General features: G+C 65.6%; 18 protein-coding genes and 1 pseudogene. 9 read left to right on the forward strand and 10 right to left on the reverse strand.

Features of this window, described 5'->3' with window-relative positions; all coding sequences use genetic code 11:
• Positions 1 to 201 precede the first annotated feature (201 nt).
• A pseudogene (locus tag AC1DIO_RS31695) lies at positions 202 to 423 on the reverse strand (integrase); the annotation flags it as partial.
• A gap of 285 nt (positions 424 to 708) precedes the next feature.
• On the opposite strand from AC1DIO_RS31695, the gene AC1DIO_RS31700 reads away from it, so the two are divergent.
• The 6 genes from AC1DIO_RS31700 (at position 709) to AC1DIO_RS31725 (ending at position 7,076) form a co-directional block, all read left to right on the forward strand.
• Positions 709 to 1,017 (forward strand): hypothetical protein, encoded by a 309-nt coding sequence (locus AC1DIO_RS31700; protein WP_476771119.1) that lies wholly within the window; start codon positions 709 to 711, stop codon positions 1,015 to 1,017.
• Positions 1,018 to 1,402: 385 nt separating this feature from the next.
• Entirely contained in the window at positions 1,403 to 2,311 is a 909-nt protein-coding gene (locus AC1DIO_RS31705; RefSeq protein WP_441493667.1) for a LysR substrate-binding domain-containing protein, read from the forward strand.
• Positions 2,312 to 2,409: 98 nt separating this feature from the next.
• The gene (locus AC1DIO_RS31710) at positions 2,410 to 3,468 is read left to right on the forward strand and encodes a D-2-hydroxyacid dehydrogenase (protein WP_476854645.1); all 1,059 of its coding nucleotides are present in this window, start codon (positions 2,410 to 2,412) and stop codon (positions 3,466 to 3,468) included.
• 64 nt (positions 3,469 to 3,532) lie between these two features.
• Positions 3,533 to 5,179 (forward strand): ABC transporter substrate-binding protein, encoded by a 1,647-nt coding sequence (locus tag AC1DIO_RS31715; protein WP_476854646.1) that lies wholly within the window; start codon positions 3,533 to 3,535, stop codon positions 5,177 to 5,179.
• A 64-nt stretch (positions 5,180 to 5,243) separates the two neighbouring features.
• Positions 5,244 to 6,164, forward strand: coding sequence for an ABC transporter permease (locus tag AC1DIO_RS31720; protein ID WP_441493664.1), 921 nt, complete (start codon positions 5,244 to 5,246; stop codon positions 6,162 to 6,164).
• A 33-nt stretch (positions 6,165 to 6,197) separates the two neighbouring features.
• On the forward strand, positions 6,198 to 7,076 hold the full coding sequence (locus tag AC1DIO_RS31725) for an ABC transporter permease (RefSeq protein ID WP_476770342.1): 879 nt from the start codon (positions 6,198 to 6,200) through the stop codon (positions 7,074 to 7,076).
• Positions 7,077 to 7,680: 604 nt separating this feature from the next.
• Here the strand turns inward: AC1DIO_RS31725 and AC1DIO_RS31730 are convergent.
• The 6 genes from AC1DIO_RS31730 to hisD form a co-directional block, all read right to left on the reverse strand.
• A complete protein-coding gene (locus AC1DIO_RS31730; protein ID WP_476854647.1) occupies positions 7,681 to 9,264 on the reverse strand; it encodes an ABC transporter substrate-binding protein in 1,584 nt (527 codons plus the stop codon).
• A gap of 8 nt (positions 9,265 to 9,272) precedes the next feature.
• Entirely contained in the window at positions 9,273 to 10,250 is a 978-nt protein-coding gene (locus AC1DIO_RS31735; protein WP_476854648.1) for an aminotransferase class IV, read from the reverse strand.
• Complete coding sequence (locus AC1DIO_RS31740) at positions 10,243 to 11,736, reverse strand: M81 family metallopeptidase (protein ID WP_476854661.1); 1,494 nt, start codon at positions 11,734 to 11,736, stop codon at positions 10,243 to 10,245. Before AC1DIO_RS31740 ends, AC1DIO_RS31735 begins: the two co-directional genes overlap by 8 nt.
• 99 nt (positions 11,737 to 11,835) lie before the next feature.
• The gene (locus AC1DIO_RS31745) at positions 11,836 to 12,729 is read right to left on the reverse strand and encodes an ABC transporter permease (RefSeq protein ID WP_476770346.1); all 894 of its coding nucleotides are present in this window, start codon (positions 12,727 to 12,729) and stop codon (positions 11,836 to 11,838) included.
• Entirely contained in the window at positions 12,726 to 13,667 is a 942-nt protein-coding gene (locus AC1DIO_RS31750; protein WP_476854649.1) for an ABC transporter permease, read from the reverse strand. The genes AC1DIO_RS31745 and AC1DIO_RS31750 overlap by 4 nt, the downstream gene beginning before the upstream one ends.
• Before the next feature lie 5 nt (positions 13,668 to 13,672).
• Positions 13,673 to 14,977 (reverse strand): histidinol dehydrogenase, encoded by a 1,305-nt coding sequence (gene hisD, locus AC1DIO_RS31755; protein WP_476854650.1) that lies wholly within the window; start codon positions 14,975 to 14,977, stop codon positions 13,673 to 13,675.
• A gap of 155 nt (positions 14,978 to 15,132) precedes the next feature.
• Between hisD and AC1DIO_RS31760 the strand changes: the two genes are divergently transcribed.
• Entirely contained in the window at positions 15,133 to 15,936 is an 804-nt protein-coding gene (locus tag AC1DIO_RS31760; protein WP_476770227.1) for an XRE family transcriptional regulator, read from the forward strand.
• Here the strand turns inward: AC1DIO_RS31760 and AC1DIO_RS31765 are convergent.
• Positions 15,897 to 16,382, reverse strand: coding sequence for a GMC oxidoreductase (locus tag AC1DIO_RS31765; protein WP_441507226.1), 486 nt, complete (start codon positions 16,380 to 16,382; stop codon positions 15,897 to 15,899). The two genes, AC1DIO_RS31760 and AC1DIO_RS31765, sit on opposite strands and share 40 nt — an antisense overlap.
• Between AC1DIO_RS31765 and AC1DIO_RS31770 the strand changes: the two genes are divergently transcribed.
• On the forward strand, positions 16,301 to 18,169 hold the full coding sequence (locus AC1DIO_RS31770; RefSeq protein WP_476854651.1) for a S8 family peptidase: 1,869 nt from the start codon (positions 16,301 to 16,303) through the stop codon (positions 18,167 to 18,169). The genes AC1DIO_RS31765 and AC1DIO_RS31770 overlap by 82 nt on opposite strands.
• A 65-nt stretch (positions 18,170 to 18,234) precedes the next feature.
• Positions 18,235 to 19,143: an autotransporter outer membrane beta-barrel domain-containing protein gene (locus tag AC1DIO_RS31775; protein WP_476854662.1), complete on the forward strand. Its 909-nt coding sequence runs from the start codon at positions 18,235 to 18,237 to the stop codon at positions 19,141 to 19,143.
• A gap of 233 nt (positions 19,144 to 19,376) precedes the next feature.
• Here AC1DIO_RS31775 and AC1DIO_RS31780 read toward each other — a convergent pair whose 3' ends face one another.
• Both AC1DIO_RS31780 and AC1DIO_RS31785 read right to left on the reverse strand, forming a co-directional pair.
• Positions 19,377 to 19,958 (reverse strand): hypothetical protein, encoded by a 582-nt coding sequence (locus AC1DIO_RS31780; protein ID WP_441507200.1) that lies wholly within the window; start codon positions 19,956 to 19,958, stop codon positions 19,377 to 19,379.
• A gap of 323 nt (positions 19,959 to 20,281) precedes the next feature.
• Positions 20,282 to 21,328, reverse strand: a complete 1,047-nt coding sequence (locus AC1DIO_RS31785) for an extracellular solute-binding protein (RefSeq protein WP_476854652.1) — start codon at positions 21,326 to 21,328, stop codon at positions 20,282 to 20,284.
• Positions 21,329 to 21,332: the final 4 nt, after the last annotated feature.

Here is a 21,332-nt window from a genome sequence, read left to right on the forward strand (position 1 = left end):
ATGCCCGCCTCACGGCGGGCATTTTGCATTTCAGGGCTGCTTTCACTTGAGCCGGAATCCGGCTGCGAACTCGTCCGAGCCGTGAAAGCCCGAGCTCAACCCCTCCTTGTCATCGGGGGCGACCTCGCCGCCACGAAATCCTGATTGGGGCAAGCTTTCCAATGGGGCGAACGAAGCGGGAGGATGCCAGGCTCGAAGGCCCCCAAGCACGACATCAGCCACGCGGAGGCGAACGAGATCGCATCCGCGCAGTTTGCTATCGATTGCGAGATTGAACATCGCCAAATCGCGGATCCGGCCCTCATGCTGGAGCCGGGTGCGGGTGGCCCAAATGTGTCTCGGCTTCAGAGGCGGCCTGGGTCCAATAATGCGACCGGTGTTCCAAACCTGCCGCTGCCGTTGGCTTTGAGTTTCGACATGCATGGCAATTCCCCTTGGGGCGCCGCATCCGCAACTATCCTACCAATGATGTGGCTGCGCTGCTTCGAGCCATTCCGTTATGCGCGACTAGCTGCGTACGAGAAGCGCCAGGTTGAGATCCAGCCGCAAAGCGGACGTTCCGCTGGGCGGGCTTCACTGTTGATGCCGGAGCGCGGCAGCCGTGGATGTTCTGGCTGCAGCGACGTAAAAGGCGCCCAGCTACAGAAGAGCGTTGGCGGTGCTCGCGCAGGCTCAGGGCTTCCGACCGATAGAAATCGAGGAACTACCATGAGTGAACGCAGCCAGCTTTGGAGGGCGCCTCTACAGGGCGGCGGCCGCTGGCAATACGAAGGCAATGTTGAGATCGCTCACGGTGCCTGGGTTGGCAAAAGCCCGGATGGCCAAAGGCGGAGTGGTGTCACCGTTCGCGGGGTTATGGCTTCCGGAGGGGGCAATTCAAAGGTTGTTATGCAGATCGGCACCGATGACTTCCTGAATCTGTTCCGAGCTATGTGCGCCGAAGACCGAGAGGCAACGATCATCGCCTTTTCCCAGGCGATTAAAGAGTGCATCAGCCCCGGAGAGGCAGAAGCTTAACCGCTTCGTCCCGGGCTAAGGCGCCCGCTTAGGCGTAGAAACAGTCCAAAGGCAGCGCCTCGCCGCTTGGCGAACTCTGATTTCCACACGTCTCGGTCGTTCGGCGTCAGAAGCGCCGAGTTCCGGCCCGCGCCATTTGCAGACATTGGCGAGTTGCCCAGAAGCACACGTACGAGTGCGCTGGCCGGAGTTCTGACCGAAGCCGTGAGTAAGCGGCGTACAGCGGTTACGTGCCGATGACGCGCACTCATGCTGGAACCGACCAACCCGATCGAGGCGCAACAATTCCGCTACGCCGTGACAATGCCTGCTGGAGGCTTGAGTCGCACGCGCCTTATGAGAACGACTCCATTGACATGATTAAATATCATGTCAATGGAGTCAGATGCCTGACTTCCCATCCCTGAACGGTCTGCGCAGCTTCGAGGCGACGGCGCGTCTCGGCAGTATGACACGCGCGGCATCGGAACTCGGCGTCACGCAAAGCGCCGTCAGCCGCGCCTTGTCCTTGCTGCAGGCGGAACTTGGCTTTCCGCTGTTCCTGCGCACCAAGCCGTCAATCCAGCTGACGTCGAGCGGCGAAGCGATCTTCGTCGAGTTGCGCCACTCATTCGATCGGATGCGGACGCTGCTCGCGCGCCTTCGCCAAGATCAGAACGCATACGGATTGACCATCAACGTGCTGCCGACCTTCGCGCTGCGCTTCCTGATTCCGCGCCTGCCGGCATTCAAGGCGCAGCATCCGGACATGCAGGTCGACATCGTCGTCGGTGAGCAGGCGATCGATTTCGCCCTCGACGCCGTTGATGTCGGCATCCGCTATGGAAATGGCGACTGGCCGGGCGTCAAAACCTATCGGATACTGGACGAAGAACTGGTGATTGTCTGCGCGCCGCGGCTGCTCGAGGGCCGCACGGCGATCGATCCCGGGGCGCTTCGCCCCGAACAGCTCATTCGCCACACTACCCGGATCGAGGCCTGGCCTGAATGGTTCGAGAACCTTCATCTGCCGACGCCCACGCCTGCTGGCCTCGGCTTCGAGCATTTCTTCATGGTGATCGAGGCGGCCGTGGTCGGCATCGGCTTTGCCCTGCTGCCGCGGTTCCTGATTCGGCGGGAGTTGGAGAACGGCGACCTCGTTATCGCGTCACCCCATATCCTGCGCCGCGAGCAAGGCTACTTCTTCATGTGCAGCCCGCTGCGCCGGTCCGAACCGAAAATCCTCGCCTTCCGGCGCTGGCTTCAGGGCGAGCTGGCAGCCCTAACGGCAGAAGGGCGTCCTCTTGAAATGTGAAAAATTCTCATGATAGTCATGTCCGCCGCCTGGATCTGTCCGACAATCAGACCGGCGCGCCGGGGTCGCCGCATGCCATCAACCAAAGTCCGCGCGCCATGACGTCGTCGCCCGCGCATATCGCGTTCATCACCTCGCCGCTGKAGAGCGAGCATGTCGAGCGCATGCGCGCGGCGGCACCCGCCGGCGTCGACATCATCTTCGCGCCCGATCTGCTGCCAATGACGCGCTATGTCGGCGATCACAAGGGACGCGACAGCTTCCGGCGTACCGGGGCGCAGGAGCGCCGCTGGCGTGAGGCGCTCGGACGCGCGACGATCCTCTGGGATTTTCCAACCGGCGCGGAGGATGAGCGAGGCCTTGCGCTCGCGCCGAACGTGCGCTGGGTGCAGACGACCAGCTCGGGGGTGGGACGGCAAGTCCATAGCTTCGGGCTTGCGCCGACCGACCTGATCGTGACCACGGCTCGCGGCGTCCATGCTGACGCGCTGGCGGAGTTCGCATTTCTCGTGATGCTTGGCCATGTGAAGGATCTGCCGCGCCTGCAGCGCGATCAGCAAGCACATCGCTGGGAGCGCTATTGCGGCGGAGAGCTCTCCGGCAAGACGGTTGCGATCGTCGGCGCCGGTAAGGTCGGCGCCCGCATCGCCGCACTCGCGCGTGCGTTCGACATGTCGGTGACAGCGGTCGTCAACAATCCGTCGCCAGCGCGGAGCGCCGAATTGTTCACGACGGATATCTACGGCCAGCCGGACCTGCACAAGGCGCTCGCCAGCGCGGACTATGTCGTTCTCTGCACGCCGCATACGCCGCAGACCGAACGCATGCTCGATCGCATGGCGTTCGCCGCGATGAAACCCGGCGCCGTTCTGATCAACATCGCGCGCGGCCAGGTTGTCGATGAGGCGGCGCTGATCGCGGCGTTGTCGAGCGGGCGGATCGCGTTCGCCGGCCTGGACGTCGCCGCGGTCGAACCGCTTCCGCCGGGATCGCCGCTCTGGTCGATGCCGAACGTGCTGATATCCCCGCACTCGGCCAGCACCGCGCCGAGCGAGAACGGCAAGATCGTCGACATCTTCATCGAGAATCTCGGCCACTACGTCGCCGGCCAGACGGAGAAGATGATCAACGTGCTCGACAAGGCGCGCATGTATTGAGCCAAAACCTGCCGCGGCCAACGGCGCGCGCAGGATGCGGCGAAGAGGAACGAGGGAGGAGAGCATGATGAAAGCCCGGTGCAAAAGCCTGCTTGCTGCGTCGATCGCCCTGGGCGCCGCGCTGTCGGTGCCTGCCGCCGCGCAGGAGGCCAAGCCGCAATATGGCGGCGAACTCGTGCTCGCTGGACAGCTCGACAAGACGATGTTCCCCGGCCGCAACACGGACGCCGGCGGCATGGACGTTTACTTGAACGCCTGCGAGACGCTGGTCGAGCTGACAGCCGATCGTCAGATCAAGCCAGTGCTGGCTGAGAGCTGGACAACGTCCGAAGACAAGAAGACCGTGACGTTCAAGCTGCGGCCGGGCGTGCAGTTCCACGACGGCACACCGTTTAACGCCGAGGCGGTCGCCTTCGTCTTCAACGAAGCACTCGCTAAGAAATTCCTTTATGTCAGCCTGCTCGAGGGATTGMAGAAAGTCGTCGCCGACAATKACGGTCAGGTGTCGTTCCAGATGTCGGCGCCGTCGGCAGCGCTTATTCCCAATCTCGCTTACCGCACGATGTGCATCTTTAGCCCGACTGCCTACAAGGCCAAGGGGGAGGAGGGCCTCGGCAGCAACATCATCGGCACAGGCCCCTTCATCAACACCGGATATGCGAAGGGCGAATACGCGCTCTTCAAGAAGAACGACAAGTACTGGCAGAAGGGCAAACCTTATCTCGACAGCATCCGCATCCTCTTCGTACCGGATGTGACGACGCGCCTMGCGATGCTGGAGAGCGGCGAGATCGACCGCGCCCCGGGCATTCCGAATTTCGACATTCAGCGGCTGGCCAAGGACAAGAGCATCGCGCTACGGACCATGCCGAGCCTGCAGCAGCATTATGTCGTCATCAACAATCTGGTGAAGCCGCTCGACGATCCCAAGGTGCGGCAGGCGCTCAACATCGCCGTCGACAAGGCCGGCATCGTGCAGTCCGTTTTCGCAGGCACCGGTGCCACGTTATCGCAGGCTCCGACATTATCGCCCGGCGTGTTCGGCTTCGCCGATATGCGCGAGCCCGGCAAGGACACGATCTTCCCGTTTGATCTCGCCAGGGCGCGGGCGATGCTGAAGGAGGCCGGATACGAGGATCGAAATGGCGACGGCTTCGTCGAGGACGCACAGGGCAAGACGCTGTCGCTCAAGCTTTATGGCCGGAAGGCTGGAACGGGCGACTACGAAATCGCGCAGCTCGTGAAGACGTTCCTCGAGAAGCTTGGCGTCAAGACCGAGCTCACGATCCTGGAGAGTGCGACGTTCAGCGCTGCGCTCTCTGTCGGTCCGAAGGATGCGAAATACGATCTCGCCGTATTGTCCTGGACCGTGCCGACGGCCGATCCAGACGAGCCGATGATGTATATGACGCATACAAAGGCGTGGAAGCCGGCCGGCGCCAATCGCATGTTCTTCTCCAATCCGGAGACGGACAGGCTGGCGGAGGCGGCGCATGTGGAGAGCGATCCCGCGAAGCGCGCCGAAATTGTGCGGCAATGGATGGCCGAACTTMTGAAGCTCGCGCCGGTCATCTACCTGCCGACGCTCAACCTGACCGACGCGACGCGCAGCTATGTGCATGGTGGCGTCTATCTGCCGTCGAATGTTTATGACGGGACCTTCGCCTGGATCGATCAAGCCGAGCGCAAGCGCCAGGGGATCAACCGCTGACGCTCATGAAAGCCGCTCTTCCTCCAATGCTCGCGCCGGCGGCGTGCCGGGAGCCTGACTGCGCATGATGAAGATGATCGCCAGCCGACTGGTCTTCATGATCGTTGCCGGGCTCCTTTTGTTGACGTTTCTGTTTTGCTTGTTCCATGCGATCCCCGGCGATCCCGCGCGCTTGATCGCCGGCGACAGCGCGCCGGAAGAGCTGGTCGCGAGCATCCGCACGGCCTACGGGCTCGATCAACCGCTTGGCGCGCAATATGTCGCCTACATGGGCAAGGTGCTGACGGGAGATTTCGGCGTTTCGAACTTCTCGCGTCAGCCTGTGCTCGCGATCGTCGGTCCGCGCCTGTTGAACACTGCTCTCCTGGCTGCCTGGGCGATGCTTTTCGCGACGACGATCAGCCTCGTCCTCGGCTCGCTCTCCGCCATGTACTGGAGCCGGCCGATCGACAGAGGCGTGTCGCTCGTCTCGCTCATCGGCATCTGTACGCCGATCTTCGTGTCGGGGATCGTCGCGATCTATTTTTTCGGGGTCTATCTGCGCTGGCTGCCGATCGGCGGCATGACCACCTGGCGTCACTACGTCATGCCGGTGTTGACGCTTGGTTTTGCGCAAGCGGCGGGCTTCACGCGCATGGTCCGCGCCTGCATGATCGATGCATTGCAGCGCGATTTCATCGTGACCGCGCGCTCCAAAGGCGTCCCCGAGCGCACGATCGTCTTCAAGCATGCACTGCGCAATGCATTGCTGCCGATCATCACCTTTTTCGGCCTTGGCCTCGGCAGCATGCTCGGCGGCGCCGCAGTCGCAGAATCGATCTTCAATTGGCCCGGCCTTGGCCGGCTCATGGTCGATTCGATCCTCACGCGCGATCTTCCACTGACCCAGGGCTGCATCTTCGTCTTCGCGATGATGTTCGTGCTGGTGAATCTGATCGTCGACCTGCTCTACCGCTGGGCGGATCCGAGGCTAGCCCATGATTGATCGGACAGCCTCGCCGCACCGGGCACGTGGCACATGAATCTGTTCAGGCACTATGCCCGCGATCGCGTCGGCCTTTTCTTCGGCGTGATCCTGGCCCTGTTCTACCTCGTCGCGATTCTCGCGCCGTGGATCGTTCCGTCCGACCCGCTGGAAACCAACCTGACGGCGGGGCTGTTGCCGCCATCCGCCAGTCATTGGTTCGGAACGGACCAGTTCGGGCGGGACACGCTGGCACGCGTGATCCTTGCGACGCGCGTGACTTTGCAGATCACGACGGCTGCGCTGCTGTTCTCGTTGCTGCTCGGCGTGCCGATCGGCATGGTCGTCGGCTATAGCGGAGGTCTCGCCGACGCGATCGTGATGCGCCTGACCGACATGATGCTGATCTTTCCGACGATCATGATCGCCATCGTGATCGTGGTCGTGGTTGGTCCGTCGGAAAGGGGCGTGGTGATCGCGCTTGGACTGTCGCAGCTCCCGAACTTCATCCGCATCGCGCGCAGCGCCGCTCTCTCTGTCCGACAGGAACTCTATATCGAGGCGGCGATCGCCGCTGGCGCAAGCTGGTCCGACATCCTGGTTCGACACGTGCTGCACAACATTTCCGCTCCGGTGATCGTCAAGGCGACCATCACGCTTCCCGGATTCGTGATCGGCGCGTCCTCGCTTAGCTATCTCGGCCTCGGCGTGCAGCCGCCGATGCCGGAATGGGGGCAGATGCTGAACGAGGCGAAGGGCTTCCTCACCCGCGCACCCTATCTGATTATCGGTCCCGCGGTCGCGCTATCCCTCTTCGTGCTCGCTGCGAACCTTGTCGGCGACAGCCTCAACGAGGCGCTTGATCCGAAGCTGCGCAGCCGCCGCCTTCTGCCGCTGGCGATGCTGCGCCGACGCCAGGGGCAGAAGCCATGACCGCGCTTCTCGAGGCAAGGATTTGCGCGTCCAATTCGTGACGCCGTCAGTTCCACCCGCTGAATTCCAGTCATCAAGAGAGAAGTCGTCKCGTTCTGCGTCGCCCTCCCTGTCGTCAGAGCCGCTCGTCGAAATTTCTTCGGCTAGGAGCATATCCTTCGAGAGCAGGCCCGCATCCTCGAGCCCTTCCAGGTCGGGCAGGTCGCGCAGTCTGGCAAGACCGAACACCGGGCGGCCGCTGCCCGCAGCGCTGAGGCATCCTGCGACAACCTGCCAGCACTCTCCTCATCGATTCCAGGCACGCCGGCCTTACCCAATTGCAGACATTCCGAAGGTAGAGGCTGGGCCACTTTTGCCCATCGGCCGGCGCGCCAACCGGGCAGCCCGAAAGCAGACTCCCTGGATGTCGGGAAAGGGCAAACTCCGACCACCCGACGCCGATCTCCATGGGTCTCAAATGGGTTGGGACTGCGCGTCGAGCAGATCCAGCCGGTGCTGGCGCCGAGCGGAAAGGGTGAAGCGCGGCCTGACCAGCCCCAGCCGGACCTGATGCCAAAACCCGCCGGATCGCTCCGGCGGGTTTGCTGTGGCTGCGGACCGAATGTCAGCCCCGGCGGACGTTCCAGAACAGGGGGGAGGAGGCCGTCAGGATGCCCTGCAGGTTGCGGCGATAGGCGGTTTTTGGGATGATCTGGCCGAGCGGCGCGACAGGCACGGTGGTGAGCGCGCTGCGCTGGACATCGTCCAGCAGCTTTTGCGCCTGGGCCTCGTCGGTGCTGGCCAGCCATTGCGCCGTCAGCGTCTCCATCTCCGGGCTGTCATGCCAGCCGAACCAGCCGGACGCGCCGGCCCCGCGGATATAGAGGTTTTCCGCCGGGTTGGTGACGGAGGAGCCGGGCCAGTTCGTGTGGAAAATGCTCCAGCCGCCGCGCTCCACTGGCTCCTTCGAGGTGCGCCGCTGGACGACGGTGCCCCAGTCCATCGTCTGCACGTCGACATTCAGGCCGAGCTTCTTCAGCAGATCGGCCGTGATGTCGCCGAGCGGGGCGATGAGCGGATGATCGGCGGCGTGAAGCATGACGATCTTCTCGCCCTTGTAGCCGGAGGCCGCGATCGCCGCCCTGGCCGCCTTCAGATCGGGCGGCTGCTTCATGATCTCGGCGCCGAGCTCCTTCACCCCCGGCAACCCGCAGGGGAACATCGCCTGGCAGGTGCGGAAGCTGCCGGTATCGCCGGCCATCACCGTCTGCATGTAGTCATCCTGCGTCACGGCCGAGAGAATGGCCCGCCGCAGTGCCGGATTGTTGAACGGTGCCTGCTGATGGTTGAAGCGCATCCCGAGGATCAGGCCGTAAGGGTCGAGCGTGCTGGTCGCGATCTCCTTGTTCGCGGTCAGCGTCGACATCAGGTCGGGCAGGGGGCGTTCCCACCAATCGACCTCGCCGCGCTGCAGGGCGCCGGCCGCCGTCGCCGGGTCGGTGATGACATGCCATTCGACGCGGTCGAAATTCACGCGCTTGCCGCCCGACGTCCAGTTGGCCGGCTCCTGGCGCGGCACGTAGCCCTCGAATTTCTCGTAGACCATGCGCGAGCCCGGCACGAACTCGTTGGCGACGAAGCGGAACGGCCCCGATCCCACCATCTCCTTGACCGGCGCCATCGGGTCGGAACTGGCGATCCGCTCCGGCATGATGAAGGCGGCCGAGGAATGCGGCTTGCCGAGCGCGCGCAGGAATTGCGGGAAGGGCCGCTTCAGCCGCACGCGGATCGTCTTGTCATCGACCGATTGCCAGTCGTCGACGACCGCGCCGAGCGCCTGGCCAAAACTGTCGCGCATGCTCCAGCGCTTCAGGCTGGCAACGCAGTCCTGCGCACGCACCGGCTCGCCGTCATGGAATTTCAGGCCGTCGCGCAGTTTGATCTCATAGGTCCTGCCATCGTCGGAGACCGTGGCGCCGGCCGCCATCTGAGGCTGCGGCCGCAACTGATCGTCGACCGCAAAGAGATTGTCGAACACGCAATAACCATGCGTGGTCGAGACCGCCGCCGTCGTCACGATCGGGTCCAGGATGGCGAGGTTGGTTTCCGGGATGAATTTCAGCGTGCGCGCCGCCGTGCCTTGGGCAATGGCGGGGCGGGCAAGCGTGGCGGCGCCGGCCGTGGCGATGAACTGACGTCTGTTGAACATGGCAGGTCCTACTCCGAGGCAGAAGGGGCGGGGACGACGTAGTCGACGGGCTGGCCGAGCCAGCCATCGGCGCGGCGTTGCCAGTAAGCGGCGTGGATCCGGGCAGTGAACGGGCCCGGTCCGTTGCGGATGGCCCTGGTGCCGACCGAGGTGACGGGGAGCACGCCGCCGGCGGTCGTCGTCAGGAAGATTTCGTCGGCCTCGAGCAGCGCGGCGACGGGAACGTCGGTCGCCTCGACCGCGATGCCGAGATCGGCGCAAAGCTCCATCACGGTGCGTCGGGTCATGCCGTCGAGCATGCCGCTGCGCGGGGTCAGCAGCGTCTCGCCCCTGCGGATGAAGATATTGAAACCCGGACCTTCCAGGACATGACCCTGGCCGTCGGTCAGCACGACGGTCTCGGCGCCATGGTCGAAGGCCTCCAGCAGGCCGAGCTCGAAATCGAGCCAGTGGTAGTGCTTGACCATCGGGTCGACGGAGTTCGCCGGCACGCGATGCCGGCTGCCGACATGGAGGTGCAGGCCGCGCTGCTGCACCTCAGGCGTCGCGATCCAGACATAGGGGATGCAGAAGGCCTGGAAACGCTGGGTGCAGAGCCGGATGTCGCGGCTGCCGATCGGCGGCCGGCCGCGCGTCATGATGATCTGCACATAGGCGTTGTCGAAGCCGGCGGTTGCGATCAGGGCGTGGACCGCCTTGTGGATCTCCGCGCGGCTGAGCGGCGAGGTCATGCGCAGGCGTTCCAGGGAGCGCCAGAACCGATCGAGATGGTCGTCGAGGCGAAACAGCAGCCCGTCCCAGGCCGAGATCGTCTCCTGGCAGGCATCCGAGCGCAGAAAGCCCCAGTCGAGCAGCGGCAGGGTGGCTTCCGCCACCGGCACGATCCTGCCGTCGATCCAGGCCGTGCCTTCGGCGAAGCGCGGCTCGATCGGCGGGCGGTTGCGGCTGCGCGTCGGCGCCGGCCAGGAAAGCAGGGGGTCAGTCACGGCTCATCTCCATGAAAACGGGTTGCGCCTGGTCGTCGCAGGGCCAGAACGGGCGCTGCTTGACGTGCCAGTCGATGCTGGCGAGGTTCGGGTTCGTCGGGCCCGCGCCGCCGACCATGACCCAGGAGGTCCCGGCATCGAGCAGGGTGCGAAAATTCATCGGGTTCTTGAAAACCACGATCTTGCAGTCGCTTATGTMGATGCCCGCGGCCCGGTATTGCTCGTCCGCATATTCGTAGGTCGCGTGGGTCGGCACGACGATGCGGAGCCGGCCGGCCCGGAGCACCGCGGTCGGTCCCATCTGGCCGGGCGTGCCGGCGCTGATGCCGGCGGAATAGGTGAAATGGCCGTCATGCAGGCTCTCGACCACCGCCTCGACCGCAACCGGCGGATGGAAGCGCGGGTCGAGCGCGGAGCCGATCGCGACGCGGATCGGCTGGCCGACGCCGAGCGCGAAGGCCTTTGCCGCCGCAGCGGGATCGACGACCAGCACGGCCGCCTCCACATCGAGCCCGGCGCGCAGCAGGGCCGCCAGCACGGCCGGCGCATCGCCGGGCGCGCCGCCGCCGACGCAGTCGGGCGCATCCGAGATCAGCACCCGCTCGGGACGGGCGACGGCCTCAGCGACGGCCTCGTCGGGAGACAGGCAGGGGATCTCGAAGGCGCGGCGACGGTCCCACATCGCCTGCACGATCTCGCCGGCCACCGCGGTGGCAGCTGCCGGGTCGGCATCGGTCACGGCGACGCCTGCGATCCCGAGACCGTCGATATCGAGCCAGGGCTGGACCGGAAAATAGCTCGCAGCGAGCGCGCGCCCGTCCGCCTCGATCCGGCGCGCCAGCTGGCGCAGCTCCGCCATCGGCGCATCGCCATGGGTCGAGCCGCCGGCGACGGGCAGGAGCGCGTCGATGCGCCGGAGCCGGGTCACGGGCCGGATGCGGCCATGCAGCGCGCCCGCCAGCAGTTCGGCCGCGCGCCGCCCGGTGCCATGGGCGTCGACATGGGGATAGGTTTCGTAGCCGACGAGGATATCGGCATTCCCGGCCATGCGCGGCGTGACATGGGCGTGCAGGTCGAGGCTCACGGCAATCTTGATGCCGGGGCCGAGCGCCGCGCGCAGCGCCGCGAGCAGGGCGCCCTCGGGATCGGTCTCGCCCTCGCAGATCATCGCCCCGTGCAGGGCGAGGAAAACGCCGTCCACCGGCTCTCTCAGGATGCCGGCGACGATGGCCTCGAAGGTCTCGCGGTAGAAGGCGCCCTCGACGACGCCGCCGGAACCGCCATGGGCGACGAGCACGGGAACGATCTCCAGCCCCTCCTTGCGCAGCGCCTCGAGCGCGCCGGTGACGGCAAGGTCGCGTCCCTCGATCGCAGGCAGTACGGCCTCGCCTTCGACAAGGACCTTTCGGGCGAAGCTGTCGCGCCCGTTGATCTGCTGGGAGAGCGTGTTGCCCTCGAATTCAAAGCTGGCCAGTGCAACGCGMATGAATGTCCTTCCCCTTTATTGTTGGATTGCCGGCAATGCTTGCGGTCAGGGCCGGAGCCGATCCGGGGCCCCGTCTGGATCATTGGGTTCGCGTTCCCCTCACAGGCTCTTGGCGATGCGCGGATCGAGCGAGTCGCGCAGGCCGTCGCCGAGCAGGTTGACCGCCAGGACCGTGATCGAGAGAAAGATCGCGGGAAACAGCACGATATGCGGCCTGACCTGCCAGAGCGCCCGGCCTTCGGCCATGATGTTGCCCCAGGACGGCGTCGCAGGCGGGATGCCGGCCCCGATGAAGGACAGGATCGCCTCGATGATCATCGCGCTGGCGCAGATATAGGTCGCTTGCACCAGCATCGGCGCCATGGTGTTGGGGATGATGTGCCGGATGATGATCCGCGGCGCCCTGGCGCCACTGGCGACGGCAGCCTCGACATAGGGCTGTTCGCGCAGCGAGAGAACGACGCCGCGTACGAGTCTGGCAACGCGGGGAATTTCCGCCAGCGTGATCGCCAGGACGACATTGCCGACCGAGCCGCGCGTCAGCGCCATCAGGGCGATGGCGAGCAGGATCGGCGGGATCGACATCATGCCGTCGATGGCGCGCATGATGACGCCATCGGCCTTGCGCACGAAACCGGCGAGGACGCCGATCGCCAGGCCCGCCAGCGAGGCGAGCGCCGCGACCGCAAACCCGACGACGAGCGAGACGCGGGCGCCATAGACGACGCGCGAATAGACGTCGCGCCCGAGCATGTCGGTGCCGAACCAGAATTGCTCCGAGGGCATCCGGGTCCGCCGCGCCGGCGAGATCTGGGTCGGGTCGACCGTCCAGAGCAGCGGCGCCAGCACGGCGATCGCGACCATGGCAAGCAGCAGCCCGCCGCCGACCGCGACGGACGGGTGCCGGCCGAGATAGCGCAGGAGACGCTGCAGCCGCGAGGGTCTCGCGACGAGCCGGGCCCCGCCCGCCTCGGTGCCGGTGAGCGCGGTCAATAGCGTATCCTCGGGTCGACGATGGTGTAGGCGAGGTCGATCAGCAGGTTCACCAGCACGTAGACGAAGCTGAACATCAGGATGACGCCCTGGATGACGGGATAGTCGCGCTGCAGGATCGCATCGACCGTCAGCCGGCCGAGACCGGGAATGGCGAAGACGCTCTCGGTGACGACCGCGCCGCCGATCAGGAGCGCGATGCCGACGCCGATGACCGTGATCACCGGCACGGCGGCGTTCTTCAGCGCGTGCAGGAACAGGACATTGCGATGGCTGACGCCCTTGGATCGGGCGGTGCGGATATAATCCTGCTGCAGCACTTCGAGCATCGTCGCCCGGGTGATGCGGGCGATCAGCGCTACATAGACGAAGCCGAGCGCCAGCGCCGGCAGGATCAGGTTGCGCAGCCAGGGCCAGACACCCTCCGCCAGCGGCGTGTAGCCCTGCACCGGCAGCCATTCGAGCTTGAGCGCGAAGACATAGGCCAGGAGATAGCCGACGACGAAGACCGGTACGGAAAAGCCGAGCACCGCAAAGGCCATCGCCGCCTTGTCGACGACGCTGCCGGCATTCCAGGCCGCGAGCACGCCCATCGGCACGGCGATGAGCACGGTGACGAGCAGCGTCAGCACCATCAGCGACAGCGTCGGCTCGATGCGCTGCGCGATCAGCAGCGTGACCGGCCGCGCCGTGAAGATCGAGGTGCCGAGATCGCCCTGCACGACGCGCCAGGCCCATTCGCCGAAGCGGATCAGATAGGGCCGGTCGAGGCCGAGGCTCTGCCGGATGCGCTCGACCTCGGCCGGCGAGGCCTGGTCGCCGGCGATCACGGCGGCGGGATCGCCCGGCGCGATATAGAGCAGCGAGAAGACGAAGAGGGCGACGAAGGCCATCACCGGGATGGTCGCGACGATGCGTCTGATGATGAAGGAGAGCATCGGGGCTATTCGGCCGCGGCGCCGTAGGGGATGTTGCGCCCGCCGAAGCGGCGGACGCGAATATTGGCCTGTTCGGCATGGCCGACGAAGCCTTCCATGATGCAGAGCCGCGAGCAGGCTTCGCCGATCAGGACCGAGGCCTCGTCGGTCGCGATGCGCTGATAGGTGCAGGTCTTCAGGAATTTCCCGACCCAGAGCCCGCCGGTATAGCGCGCCGCCTTCTTGGTCGGCAGCGTATGGTTCGTGCCGATGACCTTGTCGCCATAGGACACGGTGGTGCGCACGCCGAGGAAGAGCGAGCCGTAATTCTTCAGGCGATCCTGGAAATATTGCGGGTCCGCGGTCATGACCTGGACATGCTCGGAGGCGATCCGGTCGGATTCTTCGGCCAGTTCCTCCAGGCTGTCGCAGAGGATGACCTCGCCATAATCCTCCCAGGCCTGGCGGGCGATTTTTGCCGTCGGCAGGATCGTGAGCAGGCGCTCGATCTCGCGCATCGTCTCACGCGCGAGCGCCTCGGAGGTGGTCAGCAGGATCGCCGGCGAATTGACGCCGTGCTCGGCTTGTCCGAGCAGGTCGGTGGCGCAGATCTCGCCATCGACCGTCTCGTCGGCGATGATCAGCGTCTCCGTCGGGCCGGCGAAGAGATCGATGCCGATCCGCCCGAAGAGCAGGCGCTTGGCCTCGGCCACATAGGCGTTGCCGGGGCCGGCCAGCATGTCGACCGGCTTGATCGTCTCGGTGCCGAAGGCCATCGCCGCGATCGCCTGGACGCCGCCGAGGCAGTAGATCTCGTCTGCGCCGGCCAGATGCTGGGCGGCGACGATCAAGGGGGCGGGCGCGCCATTGAACGGCGGCGCGCAGGAGATGATGCGCTCGCAGCCCGCGACCTTGGCGGTGACGACCGACATATGCGCCGATGCCAGCAGCGGATATTTGCCGCCCGGCACATAGCAGCCGACATTCGCGATCGGGATGTTCTTGTGCCCGAGGATGACGCCCGGCAGCGTCTCGATCTCGATATCCCGGAGCGCCGCGCGCTGCGCTTGCGCGAAGTTGCGGACCTGCTCCTGGGCGAATGCGATGTCGTCGCGCTGCTGTGTCGTCAGCCCATCGACGCAGGCCCGGATTTCGGCGTCGCTCAGCCGGTAGGAGGCGCGGTCGAGCCCGTCGAACCGGGTGGCCAGCGCGCGCACCGCCTTGTCGCCGCCGGTCTCGACCTGCGCCAAAAGCTCCTCCACCGCCTTGGTGAGAGCCCTGTCCTGAACCGCATCGTCGGACCGTGCCGCCGTCTTCAAGCGCCTGATCATCACTGCCTTCCACACCACATCTGAGCGCAAGTGTTCGGCGCTACCGTGCCGGCTGACAATTTCGCAGTCGCTTGATTGCTGACGCGAAGTGACGCAGTGATCGCGTCATCATGCTGCTGATGCTTGGGGGGCGGGGCGCTTTGAGACCGGATGGGGTGGAACGATTTTCGGCGAACCTGAGGTTCCTCTGCGAGCGGCACAGCTCGATCACGGCGGTCTGCCAGAAGATCGGGCTCAACCGGCAGCAGTTCAACAAATACCTCTCGGGCGTGCATCTGCCGTCGCCCGGCAATATCCGGCTGATCTCGCAGTTCTTCGGACTGGGCATCGCCGTGCTCTTCGCCGACCCCGACGAGGTCCGGATGCTTGTCGACGGCAATTATTTCCCGGTGCTGGAACGGCTGCGCGGCTCGCGCCAGTTCGATGCCTTCATGAATGCAGCCGTACTCGGCGCCAAGCGGGAGACGCCCGATATTGCGGGGGTCTATGACCGCTACCAGTATTCATCGATCTACAAGGGCGCGATCATCCGCTCGCTGCTCTGCATCTACCGCAACGAGAACCTCTACCAGCATTGCTATCTCGAACGCTTTCCGAGCGCGGAAGCGCGCGGGAAGACGGATTACATCTTCAAATATCACGGTTTCACGGTGCCGCTGGCCGGGCGGATCTTCTTCTTCGATTTCGAGAGCGTCCAGAAGAACGAGCTGACGACCTCGATCCTGATGCCGGTTCAGCGCAGCAAGACCAAGTTCATGTTCGGCATCGCCAGCGGCATCGCGGCGACCATGCTGCGCGAGCCCTATGCGACCCGGACCGCCTTGCATTATCGCCGCGCCGGCCTGATCGGCAGGGAGGACATGGCCATCGCCACGACCTTGCAGCCCGACGACCCCTCGATCCCGCGCGATGTCCTGCATTATCTCGGCGATGGCAGCGATATGCTGCGGGTGAGCTGAGTTGCGCTGGCGTGGACTGAACAGGGGGCTGGGGACAGGCGCCTGGCGTCCTTTGACCTCAAGGGGATGACAGCTCCGCTTGTTGCGCCATGACGCTGCTTCAGACCAGACCATCCGCCGGTTTTCCCGCCAGCATCATGGTGGGCAGGTTGGTATTGGCCTCGGGGTGCGCAGGGCATCACCGAAGCATCGATGACATGGAGCCCGCGGACCCCGTGGACGGCGCCATCGCGCGGCGAGGCGAAAACTGCGGAATCACCGGACGAAATACGGCATTTGCCGTATTGAGCGCCGCGGGCGGAATCTCGAAACTGCGGACATAAGTCTCCGTGCGGAGGCTTTTTGCTCCCGCCCGAGGATGCCCTTGCCTGTCCGAGCCAAGCCCGCCGTCGCCGCCCTGTTGCTGACGACAGTCCTGACGAGCGCAGCCGCTGCCCAGTCGACAGGTCTCCTGACCGATCCGAACACGTGGCGGACGCCGGAATATCTGGCGCAATGGGGCCTGGACACGATCAACGCCGCGAAGGCCTATGCCCGAGGCGTCGATGGCACCGGTGTCCTGGTCGGGGTCATCGATACCGGCATCTTCGCCGGCCATTCCGAGTTCACCGGACGTTACGCCGGAGGCTACGATTATCCCACCGGAACGGTGCAGGCGATCGATCGCGACGGGCACGGCACGATGGTTTCATCAGTCATCGCCGCCAACCGTGACGGCAGCGGCATGCACGGCGTCGCGCCTGGCGCCTCGCTCATCGTGGCCGGAGCAGAAGACGCGCGGGGATGGATCGATTTGGATTTCGCGGCACGCGCCTATGCCGACCTGCAGGCGCKCGGCGTCCGTATCATCAATAACAGCTACGGCGATGACCGCCCGGTTACGGCATTCACTGCGGACAGCTACCTGGCGGAGAATGCGTCAGACATCCCCGCCTATCGGCGCGCCGTCGCTGCGGGCGTTCTCAGCATCTGGGGCACGGCGAACCAGGGTCTCAACCAGCCGAGTGCCCAGGCTGGACTGCCGCATCTCTTCCCGGAGCTGGAGCGCGGCTGGCTGGCTGTGGCGGGCTATGCGAACGGCTACGAGCCCTGGTATACCAACCGCTGCGGCGTGGCCAAGAACTGGTGTCTGACGGCGCCCGGTGGCGGCGACTGGTTCGACACCGAATTTCCCGATGATCCCATCGTTGTGGCCAACACCAGCGGCGGCTACTCCAAGGTCTCCGGCACCTCGCTCGCAGCGCCGCATGTCACCGGCGCCGCGGCCCTGGTCTGGCAGATGTTTCCGTTCTTCACGGCGGATCAGGTGCGCCAGACGCTGTTGGGGACGGCGCGGGACATCGGTCCGCCGGGGGTGGACGAGATCTTCGGCTACGGGTTGCTCGACGTCGGCAAGGCGGTGCTCGGTCCCGGCCGCTTCGACTGGGGCGACTTCGTCATCGAGCAGCCAGGGGGTGTCGCATTCTTCGAGAACGACATCGTCGGGGCAGGGGGCCTGGTCAAGCGCGGCGGCGGCGAACTCGTGCTGTCGGGGCACAGCTCCTATGCCGGGGCAACACGCGTCGAGGGCGGCTTCCTCTCGGTGATGGGCAGCATTGCCTCCCCGACCACGGTCAGCGGGTTCGGCGTGCTGGCCGGCACCGGCGTGATCAACGGCTCCGTCGAGAATGCCGGCGCCGTCTGGGCGGGCGATGCCTATGGCGTCGGCATGCTGACGGTCAACGGCAACTATGTGCAGCGGCCCGAGGGCGTGCTGGTCCAGCAGATCGACGGCGCAGGGGGCCTCAACCATCTCGCCGTCGCCGGCTCGGCGGGCCTTGCCGGCCGCGTCGCCTTCACCGCCGAGAACCGGCTTCTGCCGCGCTCCCTGACCGCGCCCGTGCTGAGCGCCGGTCAGGGGATCAGCGGCCGCTTCGACGGTGTCGAGGGGCCGGCCGGCGACGGCACGGCCGCCTTCATTCGGGCGAGCCTGCGCTATGAGCCCCGCGTCGCCTATCTCGACATCCGCACGTTGCCGTTCGACACGCCGGAGGTCTGCGCCTCAGCCAACCAGTGCGCGGCTGGGAGCGCGGGCTCGCCGGCGCGGACCGCGACCTGCGCGAGGTGGCGGGGCTGCTGCAGGCGGCCGGCACGCGCGCCGGCGCGCAGCGCGCTCTGGCCGCGCTGTCTGGCGAGACGCAGGCCAATCTCGGCACGCTGGCGCTCGGCGGCTTCCTGCCCTTTGCAGGAATGATCGAGCGGCGCCTGACTGCGCTGCGCGCCGGCCAGACCGGGCCCAGCGGCGAGTGGAGTTCGGCGATGGCCTATGCGCCGGGCGCGACCAACAACCCGCTGGCGGCGATGCTGAGGCAGCTCCCGGCCGCCCCGGTCGCGCCGCAGAGCAGCGCCTGGCTGCGTGGCTACGGCCTGTTCGTCAAGCTTGGCGGCGACGCGAATGCGGGCGGCGGCACGTATCGGGGCGGCGGCGCGATCGCCGGCGTCGACCGGCAGTTCACGCCCGCGTTCCTGGCCGGCGTCAGCGTCGGCTATTCCAGCACAGATGGCGATTTCCGCAATTTTGGCGGCAATGGCAGCGTCAAGGCCTATGAGGGCGCGCTGTACGGCGGCTATGCCAGCGGCCCGCTGCGCTTCGACGGCATCCTGGGTTATGCCCGCCTCGGCTTCGACAGCGAGCGCAGCATCGCCTTCGGTGGCCTGTCGCGCCAGGCCCGCGCCGCGTACGATGGCGACCGCCTCAGCGGCGCGCTGGAGGCCAGCTACGGCATCGATCTCGGCTGGTCTAAGATCGAGCCGCTGGCCGGACTGCGCTACACCTATCTGCACCAGGACGGCTTCAGCGAGACCGGCGCGGGCAGCAGTGGCCTGACGACCCGGTCGCAATCGGCGCAAAGCCTGCTCGGCAGCCTTGGCCTGCGTCTGGCGAAGAGCTTCGACATCGGCTCCGGCCGCCTCGCGGTCGAGGCGCGCGGGCGCTGGCAGCATGAATTCCTCGACGACACGATGGTGCTGAACGCGTCCTTCATCGGCGCCCCGACCGCAGGCTTCCCGGTGCAGGGTGCCCGGATCGCGCGCGACAGCGCGGTCATCGGCGCCGGCCTCTCGCTCCAGATCGACCGCAACCTGACCCTGTTCGCCGATTACGACGCCAGTCTGAACAGCGATGTCACCGCCCACTCCGCGACGGCCGGGCTGCGCGTGACATGGTAGAGGGCAAGGCTGTGCGGGAGCGGCGTGGACGGTGAGGACCGTGCCTGATGGGTCTGGCGCCGTCACCGGAGGTCGGGAGGTTGGCCCGCTCTCGAAGGCTGGATGCATCCCGTCCTCGCTGAGGACATCCTGGTCGCAGGAGTGGCGCCCCGGCTGCGACCAGGCGCGATGCTCGCCTCCTTCCGGAGGGGAACTCGCACCTGGCATAGGCAGGCGGCGGTGAGCCGACGGGCTCAGTTCTTCTGGAAGTGGAAGCCTTCAGCGAAGGTAAGCTCCACCATATCGCCACGCCTCAGGCGCCTGATCGCGTCTTGAATGCCGGGATCCGTGACTTCACGCGTCCGCGGTCCAAGCGGCCCGACATAGTTCACGACACCTGTCGCCGGATCGAAACTCTCGAACCTGGCGGTCACGGTCAGTGTCCGCACGATGAACTTGTCCGGCAGGTTCTGGAAGCTGGGGCTGCTGACCGCCTCGGTATAGACGATTGTCGGCTTGGCGCCCTTGCGAGCGCGCTTGGCGCCAAGGATCACGCCTTCGACGCGTCGGATCCGGACGTTGTCACCGGCGTTGATATTCTGCAGATCGCCGAACACGGACGGCACCGCGACGGGCCAGGTCTGGCGGCCCTGCCGGACGATCACCATGCGCTCGGCGGGATTCACCTCGGCAACCTCGACATCAAGCTGCTCGACTTCCACCGGGCCGACGCCGGCGACGATGACTGTCTGGCTTGTCACAGTCGGACCGGTCGCGCAGCCCGCAACCCCCACCGCCAGCGAGACTGCAAGGACCAAGCTCATTTGCTTCAACATCGGGCTTCTCCACTTTCAAAGGCAATCCGGTTTGAGACCTTTTGCCGGCCTCCGGATTCGATCGGCAGATTATCAAAGGCAGGAATGGATGACTGGGCGAGCTTCAGGAAGAAAAGGCCAAGTTCGGCCGCAACACAATAGGGGCTCGAACAACAACCTGCCTGGGCGCGACGAGACGTAGTCTCAGCGGTCAGCTGCGCGACGCAGGGCACGAGCGACGCCGCGTCGGCTGGGGGCGCGGAATCCCGAGGCTGTTCGGTGGCGAGCCTGGTGGGAGCGAAGAAAGCGGAGAGGCGGCCTTCGGCACGCCTCTCCGTCGATCGTCAGCGGCGCAGGCGCGTCCAGACGCCGTCGCGCAGCTCGCGCGCCTTGAGTGAGCAATCCTTCACCGGCCGGAAACGCGTCATCAACGCTTCCGGCGGGTTGATGGCGGGATTGTCGCGCAGCTCGGCCGTCATGAACGCATCCGAACCTTTGATGGCGTTGTTGTAGCCGCTGAAATTCGAGGCTTCGGCGGCGTTCCTGGGGTCCATCATCCAGTTCAGGAACAGCTTGGCGTTCTCCGGGTTCGCAGCGCCCTTCGGCACGGCGAAATTGTCGCCCCACAGGTTCATCCCCTCGGTCGGATAGACGAAGACCGCAGTCGGCAATTTGGCCCGGGCGCGGTGCGAGGCTCCGTTCCATTGCTGATGCAGCGCGACCTCACCGGCTGCGACACGATCGATCGTGCCGGTCGAGGAATAGATCTTCACGCTCGGCTTCTGCTTCGCCAGAAGCTCCAGGATGCGCTGCGCATCGGCGGGGTTCTCGGTGCAGGTATCGAGGCMGAGATAGATCGCCGCGGCGCTGAACATTTCGCCCTGATCATTCAGCGCGGCGATCTTGCCGACGAGTTCGGGGCGCGGTTCGAAGAATTCCTTCCAGCTCTCCGCCAGCTTGCCGCCGGGAACCTTGGCGGAATCATAGGTGAAGCCGGTCGAGCCCCAGAGATAGGGAACGGAGTATTCGCGGCCCGGATCGGCATCGGGGCGATCATGCGGCGCCTTCACATTCCCAAAATTCGCGAGCTTCGCCGCATCGACCTTCTGCAGCAGGTTGGAGCGGATCATGGTGGCGAGCACGGAATTGGTCGGCACGACGATATCGTAGCCGCCGCCGCCCGCCTGCAGCTTGGCCAGCATGGTGTCGTTGCTGTCATAGACGTCGACGCTGACCTTGACGCCGGTTTCGGCTTCGAAGCGCTTGAGCAGATCCGGCGGCACATAATTCGCCCAGCTGTACAGCAGCAGCTGCTTGGACTGGGCCAGCGCGATACCTGGTGCGCTGGCGAGCGCCAGGGCCGCCATCGCAAGACGGAAATAGTGTTTCAAGACG

Source organism: Allobosea sp. 05T439 (assembly GCF_056396005.1).